Annotated in this window: 18 protein-coding genes; 14 read left to right on the top strand and 4 right to left on the bottom strand. The window is 71.4% G+C overall.

Annotated features, from left to right (window positions below):
- Positions 1-10 precede the first annotated feature (10 nt).
- The 6 genes from tilS to LH62_RS25010 all read left to right on the top strand — a co-directional run bounded on the left by tilS (position 11) and on the right by LH62_RS25010 (position 7,536).
- Positions 11-1,291 carry a tRNA lysidine(34) synthetase TilS gene (tilS, locus tag LH62_RS25035; RefSeq protein WP_043364795.1) on the top strand — a complete coding sequence of 427 codons (1,281 nt, stop codon included), beginning with the start codon at positions 11-13 and terminating at the stop codon, positions 1,289-1,291.
- Between the two features lie 120 nt (positions 1,292-1,411).
- Positions 1,412-3,334: an ATP-dependent zinc metalloprotease FtsH gene (gene ftsH, locus LH62_RS25030; protein ID WP_043364794.1), complete on the top strand. Its 1,923-nt coding sequence runs from the start codon at positions 1,412-1,414 to the stop codon at positions 3,332-3,334.
- Positions 3,335-3,403: 69 nt separating this feature from the next.
- Positions 3,404-4,489, top strand: coding sequence for a dihydropteroate synthase (folP, locus tag LH62_RS25025; protein ID WP_043364793.1), 1,086 nt, complete (start codon positions 3,404-3,406; stop codon positions 4,487-4,489).
- Positions 4,490-4,498: 9 nt separating this feature from the next.
- Complete coding sequence (gene glmM / locus LH62_RS25020; RefSeq protein WP_043364792.1) at positions 4,499-5,857, top strand: phosphoglucosamine mutase; 1,359 nt, start codon at positions 4,499-4,501, stop codon at positions 5,855-5,857.
- Entirely contained in the window at positions 5,858-6,655 is a 798-nt protein-coding gene (gene thiD, locus LH62_RS25015; RefSeq protein ID WP_043364791.1) for a bifunctional hydroxymethylpyrimidine kinase/phosphomethylpyrimidine kinase, read from the top strand.
- Positions 6,652-7,536 carry a PhzF family phenazine biosynthesis protein gene (locus LH62_RS25010; protein WP_043364790.1) on the top strand — a complete coding sequence of 295 codons (885 nt, stop codon included), beginning with the start codon at positions 6,652-6,654 and terminating at the stop codon, positions 7,534-7,536. The genes thiD and LH62_RS25010 overlap by 4 nt, the downstream gene beginning before the upstream one ends.
- Positions 7,537-7,600: 64 nt before the next feature.
- On the opposite strand, the gene LH62_RS25005 is transcribed toward LH62_RS25010, so the two are convergent.
- Positions 7,601-8,623, bottom strand: a complete 1,023-nt coding sequence (locus LH62_RS25005) for an AI-2E family transporter (protein WP_043364789.1) — start codon at positions 8,621-8,623, stop codon at positions 7,601-7,603.
- A 106-nt stretch (positions 8,624-8,729) separates the two neighbouring features.
- Between LH62_RS25005 and LH62_RS25000 the strand changes: the two genes are divergently transcribed.
- From LH62_RS25000 to serA, 6 genes are all read left to right on the top strand, one after another.
- On the top strand, positions 8,730-10,364 hold the full coding sequence (locus tag LH62_RS25000; RefSeq protein ID WP_043364788.1) for an alpha-D-glucose phosphate-specific phosphoglucomutase: 1,635 nt from the start codon (positions 8,730-8,732) through the stop codon (positions 10,362-10,364).
- Positions 10,365-10,371: 7 nt separating this feature from the next.
- The gene (locus LH62_RS24995) at positions 10,372-11,295 is read left to right on the top strand and encodes a LysR substrate-binding domain-containing protein (protein WP_052214895.1); all 924 of its coding nucleotides are present in this window, start codon (positions 10,372-10,374) and stop codon (positions 11,293-11,295) included.
- Positions 11,296-11,358: 63 nt separating this feature from the next.
- Entirely contained in the window at positions 11,359-12,003 is a 645-nt protein-coding gene (locus LH62_RS24990; RefSeq protein WP_043364787.1) for a glutathione S-transferase family protein, read from the top strand.
- Between the two features lie 43 nt (positions 12,004-12,046).
- On the top strand, positions 12,047-12,835 hold the full coding sequence (locus LH62_RS24985) for a DUF1217 domain-containing protein (protein WP_043364786.1): 789 nt from the start codon (positions 12,047-12,049) through the stop codon (positions 12,833-12,835).
- A gap of 66 nt (positions 12,836-12,901) precedes the next feature.
- Positions 12,902-14,080 carry a phosphoserine transaminase gene (locus LH62_RS24980; protein ID WP_043364785.1) on the top strand — a complete coding sequence of 393 codons (1,179 nt, stop codon included), beginning with the start codon at positions 12,902-12,904 and terminating at the stop codon, positions 14,078-14,080.
- Positions 14,080-15,666 carry a phosphoglycerate dehydrogenase gene (serA, locus tag LH62_RS24975; RefSeq protein ID WP_043364784.1) on the top strand — a complete coding sequence of 529 codons (1,587 nt, stop codon included), beginning with the start codon at positions 14,080-14,082 and terminating at the stop codon, positions 15,664-15,666. Before LH62_RS24980 ends, serA begins: the two co-directional genes overlap by 1 nt.
- 31 nt (positions 15,667-15,697) lie before the next feature.
- Here serA and LH62_RS24970 read toward each other — a convergent pair whose 3' ends face one another.
- Entirely contained in the window at positions 15,698-16,486 is a 789-nt protein-coding gene (locus LH62_RS24970; protein ID WP_043364783.1) for an enoyl-CoA hydratase, read from the bottom strand.
- A gap of 75 nt (positions 16,487-16,561) precedes the next feature.
- On the opposite strand from LH62_RS24970, the gene LH62_RS24965 reads away from it, so the two are divergent.
- Positions 16,562-17,647: a Zn-dependent alcohol dehydrogenase gene (locus LH62_RS24965; protein ID WP_043364782.1), complete on the top strand. Its 1,086-nt coding sequence runs from the start codon at positions 16,562-16,564 to the stop codon at positions 17,645-17,647.
- A gap of 67 nt (positions 17,648-17,714) precedes the next feature.
- On the opposite strand, the gene LH62_RS24960 is transcribed toward LH62_RS24965, so the two are convergent.
- Complete coding sequence (locus LH62_RS24960; protein ID WP_043364781.1) at positions 17,715-19,322, bottom strand: glycosyltransferase family 39 protein; 1,608 nt, start codon at positions 19,320-19,322, stop codon at positions 17,715-17,717.
- Between the two features lie 156 nt (positions 19,323-19,478).
- Positions 19,479-20,312, bottom strand: coding sequence for a tetratricopeptide repeat protein (locus tag LH62_RS24955; RefSeq protein ID WP_043364780.1), 834 nt, complete (start codon positions 20,310-20,312; stop codon positions 19,479-19,481).
- Between the two features lie 46 nt (positions 20,313-20,358).
- On the opposite strand from LH62_RS24955, the gene LH62_RS24950 reads away from it, so the two are divergent.
- Positions 20,359-21,207: an SDR family oxidoreductase gene (locus LH62_RS24950; protein WP_043364779.1), complete on the top strand. Its 849-nt coding sequence runs from the start codon at positions 20,359-20,361 to the stop codon at positions 21,205-21,207.

Genomic DNA, 21,207 nt, shown 5'->3' with positions numbered 1-21,207 from the left:
GCCCACAGGCGTGAGGCCGCTCGCGCCTGCCGAGCGTTTATCGGCGGCGGAATTCGCCGCGCTGATGGCCCCGCTCGGCCCCTTCGGCCGCGCGCCCCGCCTCGCCGCCGGCGTCTCCGGCGGCCCCGACAGCCTCGCCCTCGCCCTCCTCGCCAGCGATTGGGCCCGCGCCCGTGGCGGCAGCCTGCTCGCCCTCGTCGCCGACCACGGCCTCCGCCCGGAAAGCGCCGCCGAAGCAGACTTCACCCTCCGCCAGCTTGCCGCCCGCAACATCCCCGCCCGCCTGCTTCGCCTCGGCCTGCCACCCGGCGCCGGCCTGCAGGAGCGCGCCCGCGAGGCCCGCCTCGCCGCGATGCTCGCCGCCTGCGCCGAGGCCGGCTCCCCCTGGCTCCTCCTCGCCCATCACCGTGGCGACCAGGCCGAGACGCTGCTATTCCGCGCGCTCCGCGGCAGTGGGCCGCGCGGCCTCGCCGCCATCCCACCGCTGCGCGTCATGGCCGAAGCGCTGATTCTTCGCCCGCTGCTGTCCGTCCCGCCTGACCGCTTGGCCGCCACCGTCGCCGCCGCCGGCCTCACCCCCATCCGGGACCCGAGCAACGCCGACCCGCGCTTCGCTCGCGTCCGCCTCCGCACCTTGCTCGATCCGGCGGCGAATGAGGCCTTGGCCGAGGCCGCCACCGCCTTCGCGCGCCGCCGCGCCCGCCTCGACACGATTCTTGCCGCCCGCCTCGCCGCCAGCACGACGCTCCGCCCTGCCGGCTTCGCCGAGATCGACCCCTCCGCCCTTGGCACAGATGCGTTGGCCGACGCCCTGCTTGCGCGCCTTGTGCAACTGGTCGGCGGTGCCCGCCACGCCCCGCCCGCCGCCGCCATCGCCACTCTTCGCGGGCGAGGGGAGGGAACGCTGGCCGGCACCTGGCTTCGCCCCCGCCGCGGCACCTGGCTGCTCTTCCGCGAACCCGCCGGCCTCGCTCCGCCTGTCGAGGCGATGCGCGGCGCCCGTTGGGACGGACGCTTCCGCCTCGCCGGCCCCGGTGCTCCCGGCCATGCCCTCGGCGCCCTCGGCTCCGTCGAGGCCGCCGGGCTCCGCCGCCTAGCCCCCACCTGGCCAGCGGCGCTGCTGGCCGGCCTGCCCGCCATCCGGCATCATGGAATGCTGGTGGCCGTGCCCGCGCTGGACTATCCTGATCCGGATCGCTGCATGGCCTTCCGGGCAGTGTTCGCCCCGGTTGGGTCCCTCACCGCCGGGGAGGCGGCTGCTGCGGTCAATTCCGCGGGCGGTACGGTCTAGACGCGTTGGGGGGCATTCACGGCCGGGGTCTGCCTCCCTATCTTAGGGGTCGCGGGCCTCGGGCTGAGCCTGAGGCACCAGGGCCCGATCGGGGCCTTGGCGGGAACGGGATACGCATCGGTGAATAATTTCGGCCGGAATCTGGCGCTCTGGGTGATCGTGGCGCTGTTGCTGGTAGCGCTGTTCAATGTGTTCCAGCCCAGTGGTTCGGCGCAACGGGGCGCCCAACAGGTTGCCTATTCGGATTTCCTCAACGAGGTCGGCGCCGGCCATGTCCGGGACGTGACCATCCAGGGGCGGACCGTCAGCGGCCAGCTCTCGGACGGGCGCACCTTCCAGACTTACACGCCGGAAGACCCCAACCTTGTCTCCCGCCTGACGGAGAAGGGTGTCCGCGTCGTGGCGCGGCCGGAGGAGAGCGACGTCAACCCGCTCTTCCACTACCTCCTCAGCTGGTTCCCGATGCTGCTCCTCATCGGCGTCTGGGTCTTCTTCATGCGCCAGATGCAGTCGGGCGGCGGCCGCGCCATGGGCTTCGGCAAGTCCCGCGCCCGCCTGCTGACCGAGAAGCAGGGCCGCGTCACCTTCGAGGACGTCGCCGGCATCGACGAGGCCAAGGGCGAGCTCGAGGAGATCGTGGAGTTCCTGCGCGACCCGCAGAAGTTCCAGCGTCTCGGCGGCAAGATCCCCAAGGGCTGCTTGCTGGTGGGCCCCCCGGGCACGGGTAAGACCCTGCTCGCCCGCGCCATCGCCGGCGAGGCCAACGTTCCATTCTTCACCATCTCCGGCTCCGACTTCGTCGAGATGTTCGTCGGCGTCGGCGCCAGCCGCGTCCGTGACATGTTCGAGCAGGGCAAGAAGAACGCCCCCTGCATCATCTTCATCGACGAGATCGACGCCGTCGGCCGCCATCGCGGCGCGGGCCTCGGCGGCGGCAACGACGAGCGCGAGCAGACCCTGAACCAGATGCTCGTCGAGATGGACGGCTTCGAGTCGAATGAGGGCGTCATCCTCATCGCCGCGACCAACCGCCCGGACGTGCTCGACCCGGCGCTGCTCCGCCCCGGCCGTTTCGACCGCCAGGTCGTCGTGCCGAACCCGGACGTGATGGGCCGCGAGAAGATCCTTCGCGTCCACATGCGGAAGGTCCCGCTGGCTTCCGACGTCGACCCGAAGACGATTGCGCGCGGCACCCCCGGCTTCTCCGGCGCCGACCTGGCGAACCTCGTCAACGAGGCCGCCCTGCTCGCCGCCCGGACCGGCCGCCGCACCGTTGGCATGCATGAGTTCGAGCAGGCCAAGGACAAGGTGCTGATGGGCGCCGAGCGCCGCAGCCTCGTCATGTCCGAGGACGAGAAGCGCATGACCGCCTATCACGAGGCCGGCCACGCCCTCTGCGCCATGAAGCTCCCGGAGTGCGACCCGGTCCACAAGGCGACGATCATCCCCCGCGGCCGCGCCCTCGGCCTGGTGATGTCGCTGCCGGAGGGCGACCGCTACTCCAAGCACAAGTCGAAGCTGCTCTCGGAGTTGGCGATGGCCATGGGCGGCCGCGTCGCCGAGGAGCTGATCTTCGGCCCGGACAAGGTCTCGAACGGCGCCTCGGGCGACATCAAGATGGCCACCAACCAGGCCCGCATGATGGTCACCGAGTGGGGCATGAGCGAGAAGCTCGGCATGATCGCCTATGGCGAGAACAGCCAGGAGGTCTTCCTCGGCCACTCCGTCACCCAGTCGAAGAACCTGTCGGAGAACACCGCGCAGATGATCGACGGCGAGATCCGCCGCATCATCGACGAGGCCTATGCCCGCTGCAAACAGCTGCTTTCCGAGAACATCGACGAGCTGCATCTGCTGGCGAAGGGCTTGCTTGAGCACGAGACCATCTCGGGCGACGAGATCAAGCAGATCATTCGTGGTGAGCCGATCGTCCGCGATCGCCCGGATGAGCCGGTGCCGCAGGGCCGTGGCAGCGTGCCGAGCAGCGGCCGCTCGCCGCGTCCGAGCGGCGGCCTGAACCCCGGCCCGGCCCCTGCCACCTAGATCGGGCGTTCAGTACAGGACTGACGATCAGCGCGCCCCGGGGCGCGCTGATTGCGTTTCGGGGGTGCGATGCCTGACAGATGGATCGAACCGCTCGGCCTGCTGACCGGGCCTGCCGCGGCGACTGCGATGGAGGCCGGCCTGGCCCTGCCGCTGCAAGGCGGCCCGACCGCCTTCGCCCTTGTCCGGCTGGTTGAGCGCTGCGGTGAACGCCTGGTCCCCGCCGCCGCCATCCCGCCTTCCTGGCGCGACCTGGTGCCGCCGCTGACCGAGGCTCCGCCACCCTTCGCCGGCCTCGCCCCCCGCCTCGGCCCCGGTGCCCCGCTGGTGATGGGCGTGGTCAACATCACCCCCGACAGCGTCTCCGGCGATGGCCTTCTCGCCGCCGGCCTCAAGGGCGGGGCGCTGGTCGAGGCTGCCGTCGCTCAGGGTCAAGGGATGCTCGCCGCCGGTGCCGACCTGCTCGACATCGGCGGCGAGAGCACCCGCCCCGGCGCTGCGCCCGTCACGCCCGAGGAGGAATGCCGCCGCATCCTCCCCGTCATCCGGGCGCTGGCCCCGCTCGCCCCCCTCTCGGTCGATACCCGCAACGCGTTGACCATGCGGGAGGCGCTGGCTGCCGGCGCCCGCATGGTCAACGACATCTCAGCCTTGCGCCACGATCCGGCGGCCGCGCGGGTGGTGGCCGAGGCCGGCGCCCCCCTCATCCTCATGCACATGCTCGGCGACGACCCGCGCCGCATGCAGGACGACCCGCGTTACGCCGACGTCGCCCTCGATATCGGCGATTTCCTGGCCGAAAGGCTCGCTGCCGCCGAGGCCGCCGGCATCCCCCGCCACCGCACCGCCCTCGACCCGGGCCTCGGCTTCGGCAAGCTGCTGGAGCACAACCTCGCCCTCCTGCACCGCCTGCCGCTGCTTGCCGGCCTTGGCTGCCCGCTGCTGGTCGGCGCCTCGCGCAAGCGCTCCATTGGCCGCCTCTCCGGCGCCGCGGAGGGGGGCCGCGCCCGCATGCCCGGCAGCGTCGCCGCAGCGCTCTTCGCCGCCGCGCGGGGCGCCGCCATCCTCCGCGTGCATGACGTCGCCGAGACGGTCCAAGCGCTCCGAGTCCAGCAGGCCGCGCTTTCCGGTGACACGCCCGCCGACCGGCGCTAATCCAGCGGCATGACCCAGCCCACCCGCCGCCTCTTTGGCACCGATGGCATCCGCGGCAAGGCCAACCAGGCGCCGATGGATGCCGCCACCGCCCTCCGGCTCGGCCAAGCGGCGGGGCAGTATTTCAACCGCGGTACCCACCGCCACCGCGTCGTCATCGGCAAGGACACGCGTCTTTCCGGCTACATGCTGGAGCCGGCGCTGACCGCGGGCTTCGTCGGCGCCGGCATGGATGCCGTCCTCGTCGGCCCCATGCCGACCCCTGCCATCGCCCTGCTGACGCGCAGCCTCCGCGCCGATCTCGGCGTCATGGTCAGCGCCTCGCACAACCCCTTCGAGGACAACGGCATCAAGCTCTTCGGCCCCGACGGGTTGAAGCTCTCCGACGCGCAGGAGGCGGAGATCGAGGCGCTGATGGCCGGCGACCTCCGCGCCTCCCAGGTCGCCCCCGCCCGCCTCGGCCGCGCCAGCCGGCTGGAGGACGCCCCCGGCCGCTACATCGAGGCGGCGAAGCAGAGCTTCCCCCGCCGCCTGACGCTGGAAGGGCTGCGCATCGTCGTCGATTGCGCCCATGGCGCCGCCTACAAGGTCGCCCCGACGGTGCTCTGGGAACTCGGCGCCGAGGTCGTCCCGATCGGCGTCGCCCCGGACGGCTTCAACATCAACCAGGGCGTCGGCTCCACCGCGCCGGGCCAGCTCGCCGGCCTGGTGCGCGAGCGCCGCGCCGATATCGGCATCGCCCTCGACGGCGACGCCGACCGCCTCGTCCTCGTCGACGAGTGCGGCACGCTGATCGACGGCGACCAGATCCTCGCCCTCATCGCCGGCTCCTGGCAGGCGGAAGGGCGCCTGCGCGGCGGCGCCGTGGTGGCGACGGTGATGTCGAACATGGGCCTCGAGCGCCACCTGAAGGGCCTCGGCCTCAACCTCCTCCGCACCGCCGTCGGCGACCGCTATGTGGGCGAGCGGATGCGCGATGCCGGCTGCAACCTCGGCGGCGAGCAGTCGGGCCACGTCATCATGGCCGACTTCGCCACGACGGGCGACGGCCTCATCGCCGCCCTCCAGGTCCTTTCCGTCCTGGTGCAGGAGAAGCGGCCCGCCAGCGAGGTCTGCCGCCGCTTCACCCCGCTGCCGCAGCGCCTCGTCAATGTCCGCTTCGCCGGCGCCTCGCCGCTGAAGGACGATGCCGTGCAGCGCGAGATCGCCGCCTTCGAGGAGCGCTTAGGCGAACGCGGCCGCATCCTCATCCGCGCCAGCGGCACGGAGCCGTTGATCCGCGTCATGGCCGAGGCCGAAGACGAAGCCCTCGTCACGGAGACGGTCGAATCGCTGGCCGCCACCATCCGCGCCCGGATCGCGGCCTAGATGCGGGGTCGGGTCCTTATCGTCGCCGGCTCGGACTCGGGCGGCGGCGCCGGCATCCAGGCCGACATCAAATCGGTCACTGCCCTCGGCGGCTTCGCCATGACGGCGATCACCGCGCTCACCGCGCAGAACACCGAGGGCGTGCACGGCGTCCTGCCCATCCCGACGGCGTTCATCCGCCAACAGATGGAGGTAGTCCTTGCCGACCTCGGCGCCGACGCGCTGAAGACCGGGATGCTGCACGACAGCCCGACCATCGAGGCCGTCTGCGACGCGCTCCCGCCCGGCATCCCGCTGGTCGCCGACCCGGTGATGGTGGCCAAGGGCGGCCATCCGCTGCTGCAACCCGATGCGGTCGAGACGCTGAAGCGCCGCCTCATCCCCCGCGCCACGCTCATCACCCCGAACCTCCCCGAGGCCGAGGTGCTGACCGGCCTCCGCATCACCACCGAGGAGGAGATGCAGGCCGCCATGCCCGCGCTGCTCGCCCTCGGCGCCGGCGCGGTGCTGCTGAAGGGCGGCCATTTGGAAGGCCCCGTCCTGGTTGACCTGCTCGGCACGCCCGATGGCGTCATCCGCTTCGAGGATGCGCGGATCGAAACCCGCCATACCCATGGCACCGGCTGCACCCTCGCCAGCGCCATCGCCGCCGGCCTCGCCCAAGGCCTGTCGCTGGCCGAGGCCGTTGCCCGTGCCCGCCGCTATGTCCGCGCCGCCATCCTTGCCGCCCCCGGCTTCGGCCGCGGCCATGGGCCGCTGAACCACGCCGTCACCCTCGGCCCGGCCCCCATCGCATGAGGCGGTACCGCTTCGTCACCCTCGACGTCTTCACCGACCGCCGCTTCGGCGGCAACCAGCTTGCCGTCTTCCCCGATGCGCAAGGCCTCTCGGATGCCGAGATGCAGGCCCTCGCAGCCGAGTTCAACCTGAGCGAGACCACCTTCGTCCTGCCCCCCGAGGATCCGGCCAATACCGCCCGCGTCCGCATCTTCAACCGCACCGCCGAGATGCCCTTCGCCGGGCATCCCAATGTCGGCACGGCCTTCGTGCTGGCCGACCGCGCCGCGGCCGGCATCCTCCGTTTCGAGGAACCCGCCGGCTTGGTCGAGATCGAGGTCGAGCGCGACCCGGCGGGCGCCGTCACCGCGACCACTGTCGCCGCCCCCCAGCCGCTCCGCATCGGTGATACCCTGCCGGTCGAGCTCATCGCCGCCTGCGCCGGCATCCCGGCGGAGGGCATCCTCACCGCCCGCCATGCGCCGACCCTTGCCTCGGACGGCGGCAACCCCCGCGTCCTGCTGGAGGTGACGCCCGAGGCGCTGGCCAGCGCCGCCCCCGACCACGCCGCCTTCCGCCGCGCGGTGGAGACGCTGTCCGTCCTCGGCGGCCGTCTCTCCCTCTACCTCTACCGCTGGGATGGCGAGCGCCTGCGCGCCCGCATGTTCTCGCCGCTTGCCGGCACGCCGGAGGATGCCGCGACGGGCAGCGCCGCCACGCCACTCACCGGCTTCCTGCTTTCCCTGAGCGATGCCGCGCACCACGCCATCGACATCATCCAAGGCGTCGAAATGGGTCGCCCCAGCCTCCTCCGCACGACGGCCCGCCGCACCGCGGACGGCATCCGCGCCACGGTCGGCGGCCGCTGCGTCCCCGTACTGACCGGCGAAGCCCAACTCTGACCAGTCCAGGCCGGGTTCCGGCTTGGCGGGAGGGGTCCGGGGAGGGCAGCGCCCTCCCTGGCTGTCATCCCTCCTTTTTCTCCTTCGGCCAGTCGAGCCACCCCTCTACATAGGCCCGGCGCACGACGACGAGCCCCAGCGCCGAGAGCGGCGCCGCCAGCGCCACGCCGAGCAGGCCGAACAGCGCCCCGGTCAGCACCTGGGTGACGAGCAGCAGGGCAGGGGGCAGGTCCGCCGTCCGGCTCTGCACCATCGGCGTCAGAAAATTCCCCTCGATGGTCTGCACCAGCACGATGAGGCCCAGCACCCAGAAGGGCAGCAGCGGCCCCTGGGTCAGCGCCAGCAGCATGGCCGGCACGGCGGCGATCAGCGGCCCGATCACGGGGATGAAATTCAGCACGGCGACGATGGTCGCCAGCAGCCCGGCGAGCGGCACGCCGAGCAGCATCAGCCCAACCCAGGTCAGCGTCCCGGCGACGACCATGGCGAAGGCTTGGCCCAGCAGCCAGCCGCGCAGCGTGTGCCCTGCCTCCGCCAGCGTCTCCCGCACCGGCTCGTCCAGCTGCGGCGCGAAGAGGTGCCGCAGCCCCCGCAGATAGCCCTCCGGCTGCACTGCCAGATAGAGGCCGAGCAGCACCACCAGCACCAGGTTGCCGAGCCCGCCGAGCGTCGTGCTCGCCGCCGAGGCGGCCGCCGCCGCGGCATTCTCCGCCCCGCCGCTGCCGAAGATCCGTCCCGGATCGGCCTGGTGCAGCAGCCAGTCGCCCCAGCCCGTATCGGCCAGCCGGCCGCGCAGGGTCTCGAGGCTCTTCGGCAGTTGCTGGCCCAGCTCCCGCGCCTGCTCGGTCAACGGCCCCGCCGCCGCCCAGCCGGCCAGCCCGATCGCCGCCATCACCACCATGGCGACGATCAGGACTCCCGCCCAGTCCGGCATCCCCGTCTTGCGCGCCAAGGGCTCGCCGCCTGCATGCAGGGCCAGCGCCAGCAGCACTGCGGCGAAGCCGAGCAGCGGCACCTCCGGCGCCAGCCAAAACAGCGCCAGCAGCAGGCCGAGCAGGATGAGGACGGAAGCCTGGGATCGAGTCATGCAGCGCGAACAGCCGGAAGCCGGATCGGTTCCATCGCGTTCCGTCCGCCGTGAATCGCCATTCCCCGCCCCGCCGCTATGATGCGCCGCCAGCTGGAGACCACCGATGCCCGTCCGTACCGTCGCCACCAGCCCCTTCGCCGACCAGAAGCCCGGCACCTCGGGGCTGCGCAAGAAGGTCACGGTCTTCCGCCAGCCGCACTACATCGAGAATTTCATCCAGGCGATCCTGGAGACGGCAGGGGAGGGCCTCCGCGGCGCGACGCTCGTGCTCGGCGGCGACGGCCGCTACCTGAACCGCGAGGCCATCCAGTCCGTCATCCGCCTCGCTGCGGCCAACGGCGTCGGCCGCCTGCTGATCGGTCAGGGCGGGCTGCTCTCGACGCCCGCCGCCTCGGCGCTCATCCGCTCAAGCGGCGCCATCGGCGGCATCATCCTCTCGGCGAGCCATAACCCGGGCGGGCCGGAGGGCGATTTCGGCATCAAGTACAACATGGCGAATGGCGGCCCGGCGCCCGAGGAGGTGACGAGCGCCATCCACCGCCGCGCCTCGACGCTCGCCGAGTACCGCACCACCGACACGCCCGAGCTCGACCTCGACCGCATCGGCGAGACGCGCATCGAGGGCATGGTGGCGATGGTCGTCGACCCCGTCGCCAACTACGCCGCGCTGATGGAGACGCTGGTCGATTTCGACCGCATTGCGAACCTGTTCCGCCGCGGCTTCCGCATGCGCTTCGACGCGCTCTCCGCAGTGACCGGTCCCTACGCGCAGGAGATCCTGGAGCGCCGCCTCGGTGCGCCTGCCGGCACGGTGATCAACGCGGTGCCGCTGCCCGATTTCGGCGGCCACCACCCGGACCCCAACCCGGTCCATGCCGAGGTGCTGATGGCCGAGATGATGGGCGCCGACGCGCCCGATTTCGGCGCCGCCTCCGACGGCGACGGCGACCGCAACATGATCGTCGCCCCCGGCCATTTCGTCACCCCGAGCGACAGCCTCGCCATCCTCGCCGCGCAGGCGCACCACGCCCCCGGCTATGCCCGCGGCTTGGCCGGAGTCGCCCGCTCCATGCCGACCAGCCGCGCCGTCGACCGCGTGGCGAAGCGCCTGAACATCCCCTGCTTCGAGACGCCGACGGGCTGGAAGTTCTTCGGCAATCTGCTCGATTCCGGCCGCATCACCCTCTGCGGCGAGGAGAGCGCCGGCACCGGCTCCGACCATGTGCGCGAGAAGGACGGGCTCTGGGCCGTGCTGCTCTGGCTCGACATCCTCGCGGCCACCGGCAAGCGGGCCGATGCCATCCTGCTTGAGCACTGGGCCGAGTACGGCCGCGACTACTACACACGCCACGACTACGAGGAGGTCGACGCCACGGCGGCGAACGCGCTGATGGCCTCGCTCCGCTCGCGCCTCGCCACGCTCCCCGGCCAGCGCTTCGCCGGTCTCACCGTCTCGGCCGCCGACGACTTCGCCTATACCGACCCGGTCGATGGCTCCGTCACGGCGAAGCAGGGCGTCCGCATCCTCTTCGCCGAGGATGCCCGCGCCGTCTTCCGCCTCTCCGGCACCGGCACGGTCGGCGCCACGCTCCGCGTCTATCTCGAACGCTTCGAGCCGGACGCCGCGCGCCACGCCCTGCCGGTGCAGGAGGTGCTCGCCCCGGTGATCGCCGCTGCGCAGGAGATCGCCGGCATCGCCCGCCACACCGGCCGCGACGCGCCCTCCGTCATCACCTGAGCAGGTCATGCGACGCCTGCCCCTCGGCGCGATGGAGGCCTTCGTCGCGGTCGCGCGCTGCGGCAGCCTGGCCGAGGCCGCACCCGGGATCGGCCTGACGGTCCCCGCCCTCAGCCGCCGCATCGGGCAGATCGAGGCCCATCTCGGCACGCCGCTGTTCCGCCGCCTGCCGCGCGGCCTCGCCCTGACCGAGGCCGGCGCCGCCTATCACGCCGCCCTTGCCCCGGCCTGGGAGGCGTTGCAGCAGGCTACCGAGGCGGCCCGCCACCGGGCGCAGCGCCAGGCGATCCGGCTCAGCGTTATGCCGAGCTTCGCCGCCAACTGGCTGATGCCGCGGCTCGCCGGTTTCCAGACTCGGCATGGCGACATCGAGGTCGAGATCGAGACTTCCGCCGCGCTGGTCGAGCTGCGGGCACGGCCCGAGCTCGACTGCGCCATCCGGCTCGGCCACGGCCCCTGGCCTGGGCTGGCGAGCGAGCCCTTCCTCCCCGTGCACGCCGTCCCGGTCGCCGGCCCCGGCTTCCCCGACATGCGCCGGCCGCAGGACCTGCTCCGCCACCCGCTCATCGGCACCCACCATCAGGCCGAGTTTTGGCAGGACTGGTTCGCCGCCGCCGGGGTCGCGCCGGCGCCCGCGGGGGGCCGCCGCTTCGACAATCTGCAGCTCGTCTACGAGGCCGCGGCCGCCGGCATGGGCGTGGCCCTCGGGCTGGACAGCGTGGTGCAACCCTATCTCGCCGGCGGACGCCTCCGCCCGCTGCTGCCCGCCCCGCTGCGTCTGTCCCGGCAGTTCCACCTGGTCAGCCGCCCGGGGCGCGGCCCGCGGGACCGCGGCCTCGCCGCGTTCCGGGAATGGCTGAGGGAGGAAGCCGGCGCCTTCGCCGCCAGCGCCGGCCTTGCACGCGGCGCAAGCCTTGGCGCCGAGAACTGAATGGTCCCGTCCCCGGCGCCCGCCTAGCCTCGCAATCTGCGCGTCGCACAGGAAGGATCGCCGATGACCCGCTACCGGCTGCACTACTTCCCGGAGTCCGGCAACAGCTACAAGCTCGCGCTGATGCTCGCCCTGTGCGGCCAGACCTTCGACCCGGTCTGGACCGACTTCGGCGGCGGCGTGACCCGCAGCCCCGCCTGGCGGGCGAGCGTCAACCCGATGGGCGAGATCCCCGTGCTGGAGGAAGACGGCGCCCGCCTGACGCAGACCGGGCCGATCCTGCTCCGCCTCGCCGAGCGCTACGGCCGCTTCGGCGGCCGCGACGAACGCGAGCGCTTCGAGGTGCTGCGCTGGCTGTTCTGGGACAACCAGAAGCTCAGCGGCTTCATGGCCGCCTATCGCTACCGCCGCGCCTTCACCCCCGACCCCGACCCGCAGGTCCAGGCCTATCTGCGCGGCCGGGTGGACGACTTCCTCGGCATCCTCGGCGGCGAGGTCGCGGGCCGCCCGTTCATCGCCGGCGACGCGGCGACCGTCGCCGACCTGTCGCTCTGCGGCTACCTGCTCTTCCCGAAGGAGGAGGCCGGCTACGACCTCGCCAAGGACCACCCCGCGGTGCAGGCCTGGCTGCAGCGCATCGCCGCCCTGCCGGGCTGGCAGCCGCCCTACGACCTGCTGCCGGGCCGGCGCCTTCGCCGCTACGCCTGACCGCAACCGCATCTTAACCCGCGCCTGCCAGACTGCTGCCGCCATGCAGGTCACTGCTTCCCTGGTGTCGACGCTGCTCGGCAGCGCCGACACCGGCTCCGCCAATACCGGCGACGCGGCTTCGAGCCTCGCCGCGCTGAAGGCCGCCCAGGCCGCCGGCGCCACCGCCAAGGGCGTCGCCCGGGAGAAGAAGGACCCGGTCACCATCACCGCGCTGAAGCAGTTCCAGGCTGCCATCAGCAAGGCCCGCGACGTAAAGACCGCCCTGCAGGATCCGCGCGTGCTGAACGTCCTGCTCCCCGCCCTCGGCCTCGCCGACCAGGCGGCCTATCCAGGCCTCGTCCAGAAGGCGCTTACCGCCGACCCGAAGGACCCCAAGGGCCTGCTCGCCAGCCTCGACAAGCGCTTCACCACGGCGGCCAAGACGCTCGACCTCAAGGCCAAGGGTCTTGCCGGGCTGAAGGACCCCAAGGTCCAGCAGCAGATGATGGACGGCTTCGTCGAGTACCAGTACCGCACCGGCCTCGACGACCGGAATGCCGGCATCTCCGACGCGCTCTACTTCCTGCAGAACGCCAAGGGCCAGACCAACGTCTACAACATCCTCGGCAACACGGTGCTGCGCCGCGTCGTCACCGGCGCGCTCGGCCTGCCCAGCTCCATCGTCGTGCAGCCGATCGAGACCCAGGCGACCGCCATCACCTCCCGCCTGAAGCTCGCCGACCTCAACGACCCGAAGGCGCTGCAGAAGCTCGCCGAGCGCTATGTCATCAGCGCCGCCGGCAGCGCCTCCGGCGGCACGTCGAGCCCCTTGCTCTCGCTGCTGGCCTGATCTACCCCTTGCAGTGGGCCACGCCCCCCCACCGGGGCGCATCCGCTTCTGGAAGGGAGCTGCATCATGGCAAGCGCCACCAAGCCCGGACTCCGTCCGCAGAATCCTCAATTCTCCTCCGGCCCCTGCGCCAAGCGCCCCGGCTGGTCGCTCGAAGCTCTCGCCGGCGCCTATCTCGGCCGCAGCCACCGCGCCGCCGGCCCCAAGGCCCGCCTCGCCGAGGTCATCACCCGCAGCAAAGCGATCCTCGGCATGCCGGAGGGCTGGCGCCTCGGCATCGTCCCCGCCTCCGACACCGGCGCGGTGGAGATGGCCCTCTGGTCCCTGCTCGGCACTCGCGGCGTCGATGTCCTGGCCTGGGAGAGCTTCTCCAAGGACTGGGGCACGGATGTCATCAAGCAGCTCAAGCTGCCCGATGCCCGCGTGATCTCTGCCCCCTACGGCCAGCTTCCCGACCTCGCCTCGGTGGATGCGACGCGCGACCTCGTCTTCGTCTGGAACGGCACCACCAGCGGCGTCCGCCTCCCCAACGCCGACTGGATCGCGCCCGACCGCCACGGCCTCGCCATCTGCGATGCGACCAGCGCCGCCTTCGCCATGGACCTCCCCTGGTCGAAGCTCGATGTCGTCACCTGGTCCTGGCAGAAGGTCCTCGGCGGCGAGGCCGCCCACGGCATGCTGGCGCTCAGCCCCCGCGCCGTCGAGCGGCTTGAGTCCCACAAGCCCGCCTGGCCCATGCCGAAGATCTTCCGCATGACCAAGGACGGCAAGCTGAACGAGGGCATCTTCAAGGGCGAGACCATCAACACCCCCTCTATGCTCGCCGTCGAGGACGCGCTGGACGGCCTGCGCTGGGCCGAGGGGATCGGCGGCCTGCCCGCGCTGATCGCCCGCTCCGAGGCCAACCTCGCCGCCATCGCCGCCTGGGTCGCCCGCACCCCCTGGGTGGACTTCCTGGCGGAAGACGTGGCGACGCGCTCCTGCACCTCCATCTGCCTGAAGATCGTGGCCCCCTGGTTCACCGCCCTCGATGCGGAGGCCCAGGCCAAGGCGGCGAAGTCCCTCGCCACCCTGCTCGACAAGGAGGGCGTCGCCCTCGACGCCGCCGCCTACCGCGACGCCCCGCCCGGCCTCCGCATCTGGGGCGGCGCCACCGTCGAGACCTCGGATATCGAGGCCCTGCTCCCCTGGCTCGACTGGGCCTTCGCGCAGGTCGAGGCCGAGCAGCAGAAGGCCGCCGCCTGATGCCCAAGGTTCTCATCTCCGACAAGCTCTCGCCCGCCTCGGTCGAGATCTTCCGCCGCCGCGGCATCGAGGTCGATTTCAGGCCCGGCCTTTCCCCCGCCGAGCTGCGCGCCATCATCGCGCCCTATGACGGCCTCGCCGTCCGCAGCGCGACCAAGGTGACGCGCGAGCTGCTCGACGCCGCGCCCAACCTCAAGGTCGTCGGCCGCGCCGGCATCGGCGTCGACAATGTCGATGTGACGAGCGCGACGGCCCGCGGCGTCGTGGTGATGAACACGCCCTACGGCAACGCCATCACCACCGCCGAACATGCGATTGCGATGATGTTCGCCCTTGCCCGCCAGATTCCGGAGGCTTCGGCCTCCACCAAATCGGGCAAGTGGGAGAAGAACCGCTTCATGGGCGTCGAGCTCTTCGGCAAGACGCTCGGCCTCGTCGGCTGCGGCAATATCGGCTCCATCGTCGCCGACCGCGCCGTCGGGCTGAAGATGAAGGTCGTCGCCTTCGACCCCTTCCTCTCTGAGAAGCGCGCCGTCGAATTGGGCGTCGAGAAGGTCGAGCTGAACGAGCTGCTGGAACGCGCCGACATCGTCACGCTGCACACGCCGCTGACCGAGCAGACGCGCAACATCCTCAGCCGCCAGAACATCGCCAAGCTCAAGAAAGGCGTCCGCATCGTCAACTGCGCCCGCGGCGGCCTGGTCGATGAGCAGGCCCTCGCCGAGGCGCTGCAAACCGGCCATGTCGCCGGCGCCGCCCTCGACGTCTTCGAGACCGAGCCCGCGACGGAGAGCCCGCTCTTCGCCCTGGAAAACGTCGTCTGCACCCCGCATCTCGGCGCCGCCACCGCCGAGGCGCAGGAGAACGTCGCCCTGCAGGTCGCCGACCAGATGGCCGACTACCTGCTGACCGGCGCCGTCTCCAACGCCATCAACATGCCGAGCGTGACGGCGGAGGAGGCCCCCCGCCTCAAGCCCTACATGGAGCTCGCCCGCCTGCTCGGCGCCATGGCCGGGCAGCTCACGGCGGCGCAGGACGACGCCATCCACTCCATCCGCGTCGAATACGAGGGCCACGTCGCCGAGCTCAACCGCCGCCCGCTGACGGCGGCGGCGCTGGCCGGCGTGCTGACCCCGCTAATGGGCGCGGTCAACATGGTGAACGCGCCGGTGGTGGCGAAGGAGCGCGGCATGGAGGTCGCCGAGACCGTGCACGAGCGCCGTGGCGACTACGCCACGCTGCTCCGCGTCACGGTGGTGACGGAGGGCCGCACCCGCAGCGTCGCCGGCACGCTGGTCGGCGATGCCAAGCCCCGCCTGGTCGAGATCAAGGGCATTGCCGTCGAGGCCGATTTCGCGCCGGACATGCTCTACGTCACCAACCAGGACAAGCCCGGCTTCATCGGCCGCTTCGGCATGACGCTGGCCAATGCCGGCATCAACATCGCCACCTTCCACCTGGGCCGCGCGGCCCAGGGGGGCGATGCCATCTGCCTCGTCTCGCTCGACGGGCCGATCCCGGAGCCGGTGCTGGCAGAAGTCCGCGGCCTGCCGCTGGTCGTGCAGGCCGTCCCGCTCCGCTTCTGAACAGGGGAGGGGGCTCCGGCCCCCTCTCCACCTACTTCCCCTGGAACCGCGGCGGCCGCTTCTCCATGAAGGCCCGCAGCGCCTCCTGATGGTCCTCCGTCTCCCGCGTCCGCATCATGCCGATCGCCTCGGCATCCAGCGCCTCGGCGAGCGTGCCTTCCTCGGCCACCTTCATGTTGCGCTTCATGTAGCGCCAGGCGACGCGCGGCCCCTGGCCGAGCTGCCGCGCCAGCTTCTCCGTCTCCGCCCGCAACTGCTCGTCCGGCACCAGCCGGTTGACCAGCCCAAGCTTCTCCATCTGCGCGGAATCGAGCTTGGCGCCGGTGAAGTACAGCTCCCGCGCCTTGGCCGGCCCCACCAGCTTCGCCAGGAAGTAGTGCCCGCCGAAATCCCCCGAGAAGCCCATATTGGCGAAGGCCGTCGTCATCCGCGCACTCGTCCCCGCGATGCGCATGTCGCAGGCCAGGGCGAGGGACATCCCCGCGCCCGCCGCGACGCCGTTCACCATGGCGATGGTGGGTTTGGGCATCTCATGCAGCAGCCGCGAGCACTCCATCCGGCTCCGTAGCTCGTCAGCACCCGCCTCCGGGGTGGCAGGCGGCGGCTTCGCCCCCGTCGCCCTTGCCTTCATGTCGCCGCCCGCGGAGAAGCCGCGCCCCGCCCCGGTCAGCACCACGCAGCCGATCTCCGGGTCCGTCGCCGCCTCGGTCAGCGCGGTGAGCAGATCCCACATCATGTTGCCGCCGAGGGCGTTCAGCACCTCCGGCCGGTTCATGGTGAGCCACAGCACGCCCTCGGCGCGCTCCTGCAACAGCTCCATCCGGCGTTCCTCCCGCTCTGGTATGATGAAGCCTAAGTGGTATCGTCCAGGGGTCCAAGAGGGGAGGAACCCGCCATGAAGGCCGCCGTCCTGCACGAGGTGAACCAGCCGCTCACCATCGAGGAGGTCACGCTGCAGAAGCCCAAGGCGCGCGAGGTGCTGGTCCGCACCGCCTATGCCGGGCTCTGCCACTCCGACCTGCATTTCATCGAAGGCCTCTACCCCCACCCCCTGCCGACCGTCCCCGGCCACGAGGTCGCCGGCGTCGTCGAGGCCGTCGGCTCCGACGTCACCTACCTGAAGCCCGGCGACCACGTCATCGGCTGCCTCTCGGTCTTCTGCGGCGCCTGCTCGCAATGCACCACCGGCCATACGGTGCTCTGCGAGAACACCGAGGTGAAGATGGTCCCCGGCCAGTCCCGCCGCCTGTCCTGGAAGGGCGGCGAGGTGATGAACCAGTTCCTCAACCTCAGCGCCTTCGCCGAGCAGATGGTCGTCCACGAGAACGCCTTGGTGAAGATCGACCCAGACATCCCGCTCGACCGCGCGACGCTCGTTGGCTGCGGCGTCATCACCGGCGTCGGCGCCGTCTTCAACACCGCGCGGATCGAGGCCGGCTCCACCGTCGCCGTCATCGGCTGCGGCGGCGTCGGCCTCTCGGCGGTGAACGGCGCGGCGCTCGCCGGCGCCTCGCGCATCGTCGCCATCGACCGGCTGCAGTCGAAGCTCGACCTCGCCCGCATCATGGGTGCCACCGACACCATCCTCGTCGGGAACGACGACCCGGTGCAGCAGGTGAGGGACCTCACCGGCGGCGGCGTCCACTACAGCTTCGAGGCGCTCGGCATGAAGGCGACCGCCGAGCAGAGCTTCAGCATGCTACGCCCCGGCGGCACCGCGACCATCATCGGCATGGTGCCCTTCGGCGTGAAGATCGAGCTGCACGGCTTCGACTTCCTGCGTGAGCGGAAGATCCAGGGCTCCTCCATGGGCTCCAACCACTTCCGCGTCGACATGCCGCGCCTGCTGAAGCTCTGGCAGCAGGGCCGGCTGCATCTTGACCACCTGATCAGCGGCACGCTCAAGCTGGACGAAATCAACACTGGCTTCGCCCGCCTCAAATCCGGCGAGGCGGTCCGCCAACTCATAGCCTTCGGCTAGAGCACGATCGCCAATGGCCGGAACGGCCGGAGGCGCGAATCATGATCCACGATCACGGGATCGCGGATCATGATTCGCCCGGAAGCGGCGGCAGGGGCCGGAACCCCGGATGGCCCGGCACCCAGGGCCGTTGGGGCTCCTCGATGCGCATCGCATCGCAGCGCCCCGCCTCCGTGAGGTCGATGAGGACGGCGCCTGCCTCGCGGGAAATGTTCCGCTCCACCACCTGCCCCAGCTTGCCGGCGACGAATTCGAAGAACCGGACGTCATCCACCCCGTTGCGGTCGATCGGGTGCGACCAGAGGAACCAGACCCGCCGGCCGCAGATACGGAGCATGTCGGCCAGCATGTAGCTCCAGTCTGACCGCATGTCCCGGCCATAAACCACGCCGCCGGGCGCTGCTGCCAGCGCCTTGCCGTAGATCTGGAACGCCGGCACCGCCGCGTAATAGACATAGACGAGGTCGTCCGGCTGCTTTCTCCGCACCACGTCGGCGATGCTCCGGTCGATTTCCTCCCGCGCGAAGGCCGGCGTGATCCGCAAATGCGCCGCCGTCTCAAACCCCATGAGCCCGAGCAGCAGCGCGACGACGCCCGCCACCGGCCAGCGCAGCCGCGGCACCATGCGCAGGGTGAATGACACCCCGGCCGCGAGCACGTAGATCAGCCCCGGCGCCAGGAACAGCACGAACCGCGCCGTCATCGGGTAGAACTGCGCCATCGAGGCCGCCACCGTCCCGAGCAGGGTCAGCGCGAGGAACAGCACCAGCACCCGCGAGCGCTGCCAGATATCGTAGAGGCCGAGCGCGGCGAAGAGCAGCAGCAGCATCACGCTCGAGGCAGGGAAGCCCATCCCCTCGGGCACCTGCAGCATGATCCGCACCGCGGCAATGAAACGCGAGGGGATGAACAGCGCCGGCGGGATGAACCATTCGCTCCAATACCGTCGCATCGCCGCGACCAAGGTTCCGGAATCGCTTGTCGCCAGGTAGGAGACGGCGCCGAAGCAGAGCAGCCAGACGGCGCCGATGCAGGCCAGGCGCAGCACCGCCCGGCCATCCCGCTCCTGCAGCGGCCGCACCGCCAGGGCAAGTCCCGCGCCGAACAGCACGAAGACGGCCGAGAGGCTCAGCAGCACCGAGACCGCCCCCGCCCCCGCCAGCAGCGCCACCCCACCCCAGCTCCGCAGGAGGCCCTGCCCGCGCCCCGCCAGCAGCCAGAGGAACAGGCTGACGACCAGTACGTCGGTCGCATACTGCTTCGCCTCCGCCGCGTAGTAGACCAACGGCATGGCGATGGCGAACAGCGTCACCGCCAGCGCCGCCCCGACGCCGTCGAGGCTCCGCCGCACCGTCAGCGCGAACAGCACGAGCGAGCCGATCCCGGCCAGCAACGGGATCAGCCGCAGCGCCATCTCTCCTGGCCCGAACAAGCCGATGACGAATTTGGTGCCGAACAGCCACAGCAGCGGCGCCGACTGGTCGTAGTCGAGCGGCAGCAGCAGGTCCTGATAGGAGCGCCGGAACAGGTTCAGCGCAATCATCGCTTCGTCGTGCCAAAGAGGACGCCCCTCTGCAAAGGGAAGCACCCGCAATGCCGCCCCGAACAGGACAACAAAAACCAGGAAACCATCCAAATAGCGTGAGCGTGCCGTCGTCGCCGGGAAGTCGAACATTACCCTGTCCTGTTCGCGCGGCGGGTGAAATAGTGACAGGAATGCTTGGCCGCGACTGTCGAAGCCCTTCTGACACAAATCGGAATAATTGGAATGCGCCGCGGTCCCGCTGGCGATGCCGCTCCAACCCCTGTGAACGAACAGGCCGAACGGCCCTCAGCGCCGCTGCGGCCCCGCCTCGTTAAGCGCCAGATTCTGCTGCGCCAGGTCGGCGGTGGGGCTGTCAGGTGCGAGCGAAACCGCCCGCTGCCAGTCCGCCTTCGCTCCGGCGGTGTCGCCCTTGAGCTGGCGGATGATCCCCCGTTCCAGCAGCGCCTCCGCACTATCGGGCGTGAGGGCGATCGCCCGCCCGATATCCTCCGCCGCCTGGTCCACCCGGTCGAGATGCCGGTTCGCCGCCGCCCGGAACACCCAGGCCTCTGCCCGCTGCGGATCGAGCACGACGATCCGGTTCAGGTCGTCCATCGCATCCGCGTAGCGCCTGAGCGTCCCGAGCGCGACGGCCCTGTCGAGCATCAGGTCCGCATCGTCCGGCGCCAGCGTCAGCCCCATGGTGGCGGCTCCATAGGCCCGCCCGGTCTCGCCCGCCATCATCCAGGCCTGCCCCGCCTGGGCGAAGACCGAGGCCCGCGTCGCCGCACTCGCCCGGCTCGCCCGGGCGAGCCCCTCCAGCCGCTCCGCCGCTCGCTCCGGCTCGTCCGCAGCCAGCAGGGCGAGGGCGCCGCAGTGCCGCGCCCCCTCGCCACCGCCGCCGATCTCCCAGCTCTCGGCGAAATTCCGCGCCGCGTCCGGGTCGGTCCGCACCAGACCGAGGCACCGTTCGTAATCCGGCCCCTCGGCGAGGCGCGGCACATCCGGCGGCAGGGGGAGGGGATCGCTCGCCGCCTCCGCCTCGGCCGGCGCCCGCAGGGCGACCCAGCCGACGCCGCCCGCACCCGCCACCAGGGCGGCGGCCGTCAGGGCCAGGAGAACGGGAGAGGCAGGCTTCACATTGCGTAGTCTAGCCGCCCGCCCCCAGCCACGCCAGATAAGCCACATGACCGAACCGACCCCGCCCCATCTCCTGATCGCCGGCCTCGGCTACACCGGCAAGGCTGTCGCGCGCGAGGCGTCGCGGCTCGGCTTCCGCGTCACCGGCACCAGCCGCACCGCTTCAGGCCCCGGCGTGATCTCCTTCGCCACGGCCGGCGAGGCCCTGGCGCAGGCCACCCACCTCCTCGTCACCGCCGCGCCGGGGGAGGGGGGCGACCCCGTCCTCGCCACCCACACCGATGCCCTAGCCGCCGCCCCCGCCCTCCGCTGGATCGGCTACCTTTCCACCACCGGCATCTATGGCGACCGAGCCGGCGCCTGGGTGGACGAGGCGACGCCCCCGGCCCCCGGCCAGGACCGCAGCCGCCGTCGCCTCGACGCGGAAGACGCCTGGCGCGCGGCCAGCACCGGCCGCGCCCTCGACATCTTCCGGGTGGGCGGCATCTACGGCCCCGGCCGCAGTGCCATCGAGGAGATGCGGGCCGGCACCGCCCGCCGCACGCTGAAGCCCGGCCACGCCTTCAGCCGCATCCACCGCGACGACATCGCACAGGCCGTCGCCGCCGCCCTCCGGCAATCCCCGCCGCCCGGCGTGCGCATCCTTCATCTGGTCGATGACGAACCCGCCGAAAGCGCCCTGGTGACGGAGGAAGCCGCCCGCCTCCTCGGCCTCTCCCCGCCGCCCGCCGTGCCCTACGAGGAAGCCGCCCGCACCATGTCCCCCATGGGCCGCAGCTTCTGGGCCGAGAACCGACGCGTGGCGAATGCCGCGACCAAGGCCGCGCTCGGCATCACTTGGCGCTACCCGACCTACCGCAAGGGCTTGGCGGCTATCTTGCGCGGCGAAGGTTGA

Source organism: Belnapia sp. F-4-1, from assembly GCF_000802185.1.
Taxonomy (GTDB): Bacteria; Pseudomonadota; Alphaproteobacteria; order Acetobacterales; family Acetobacteraceae; genus Belnapia.
This window is presented reverse-complemented; position numbering and strand designations above follow the sequence as displayed.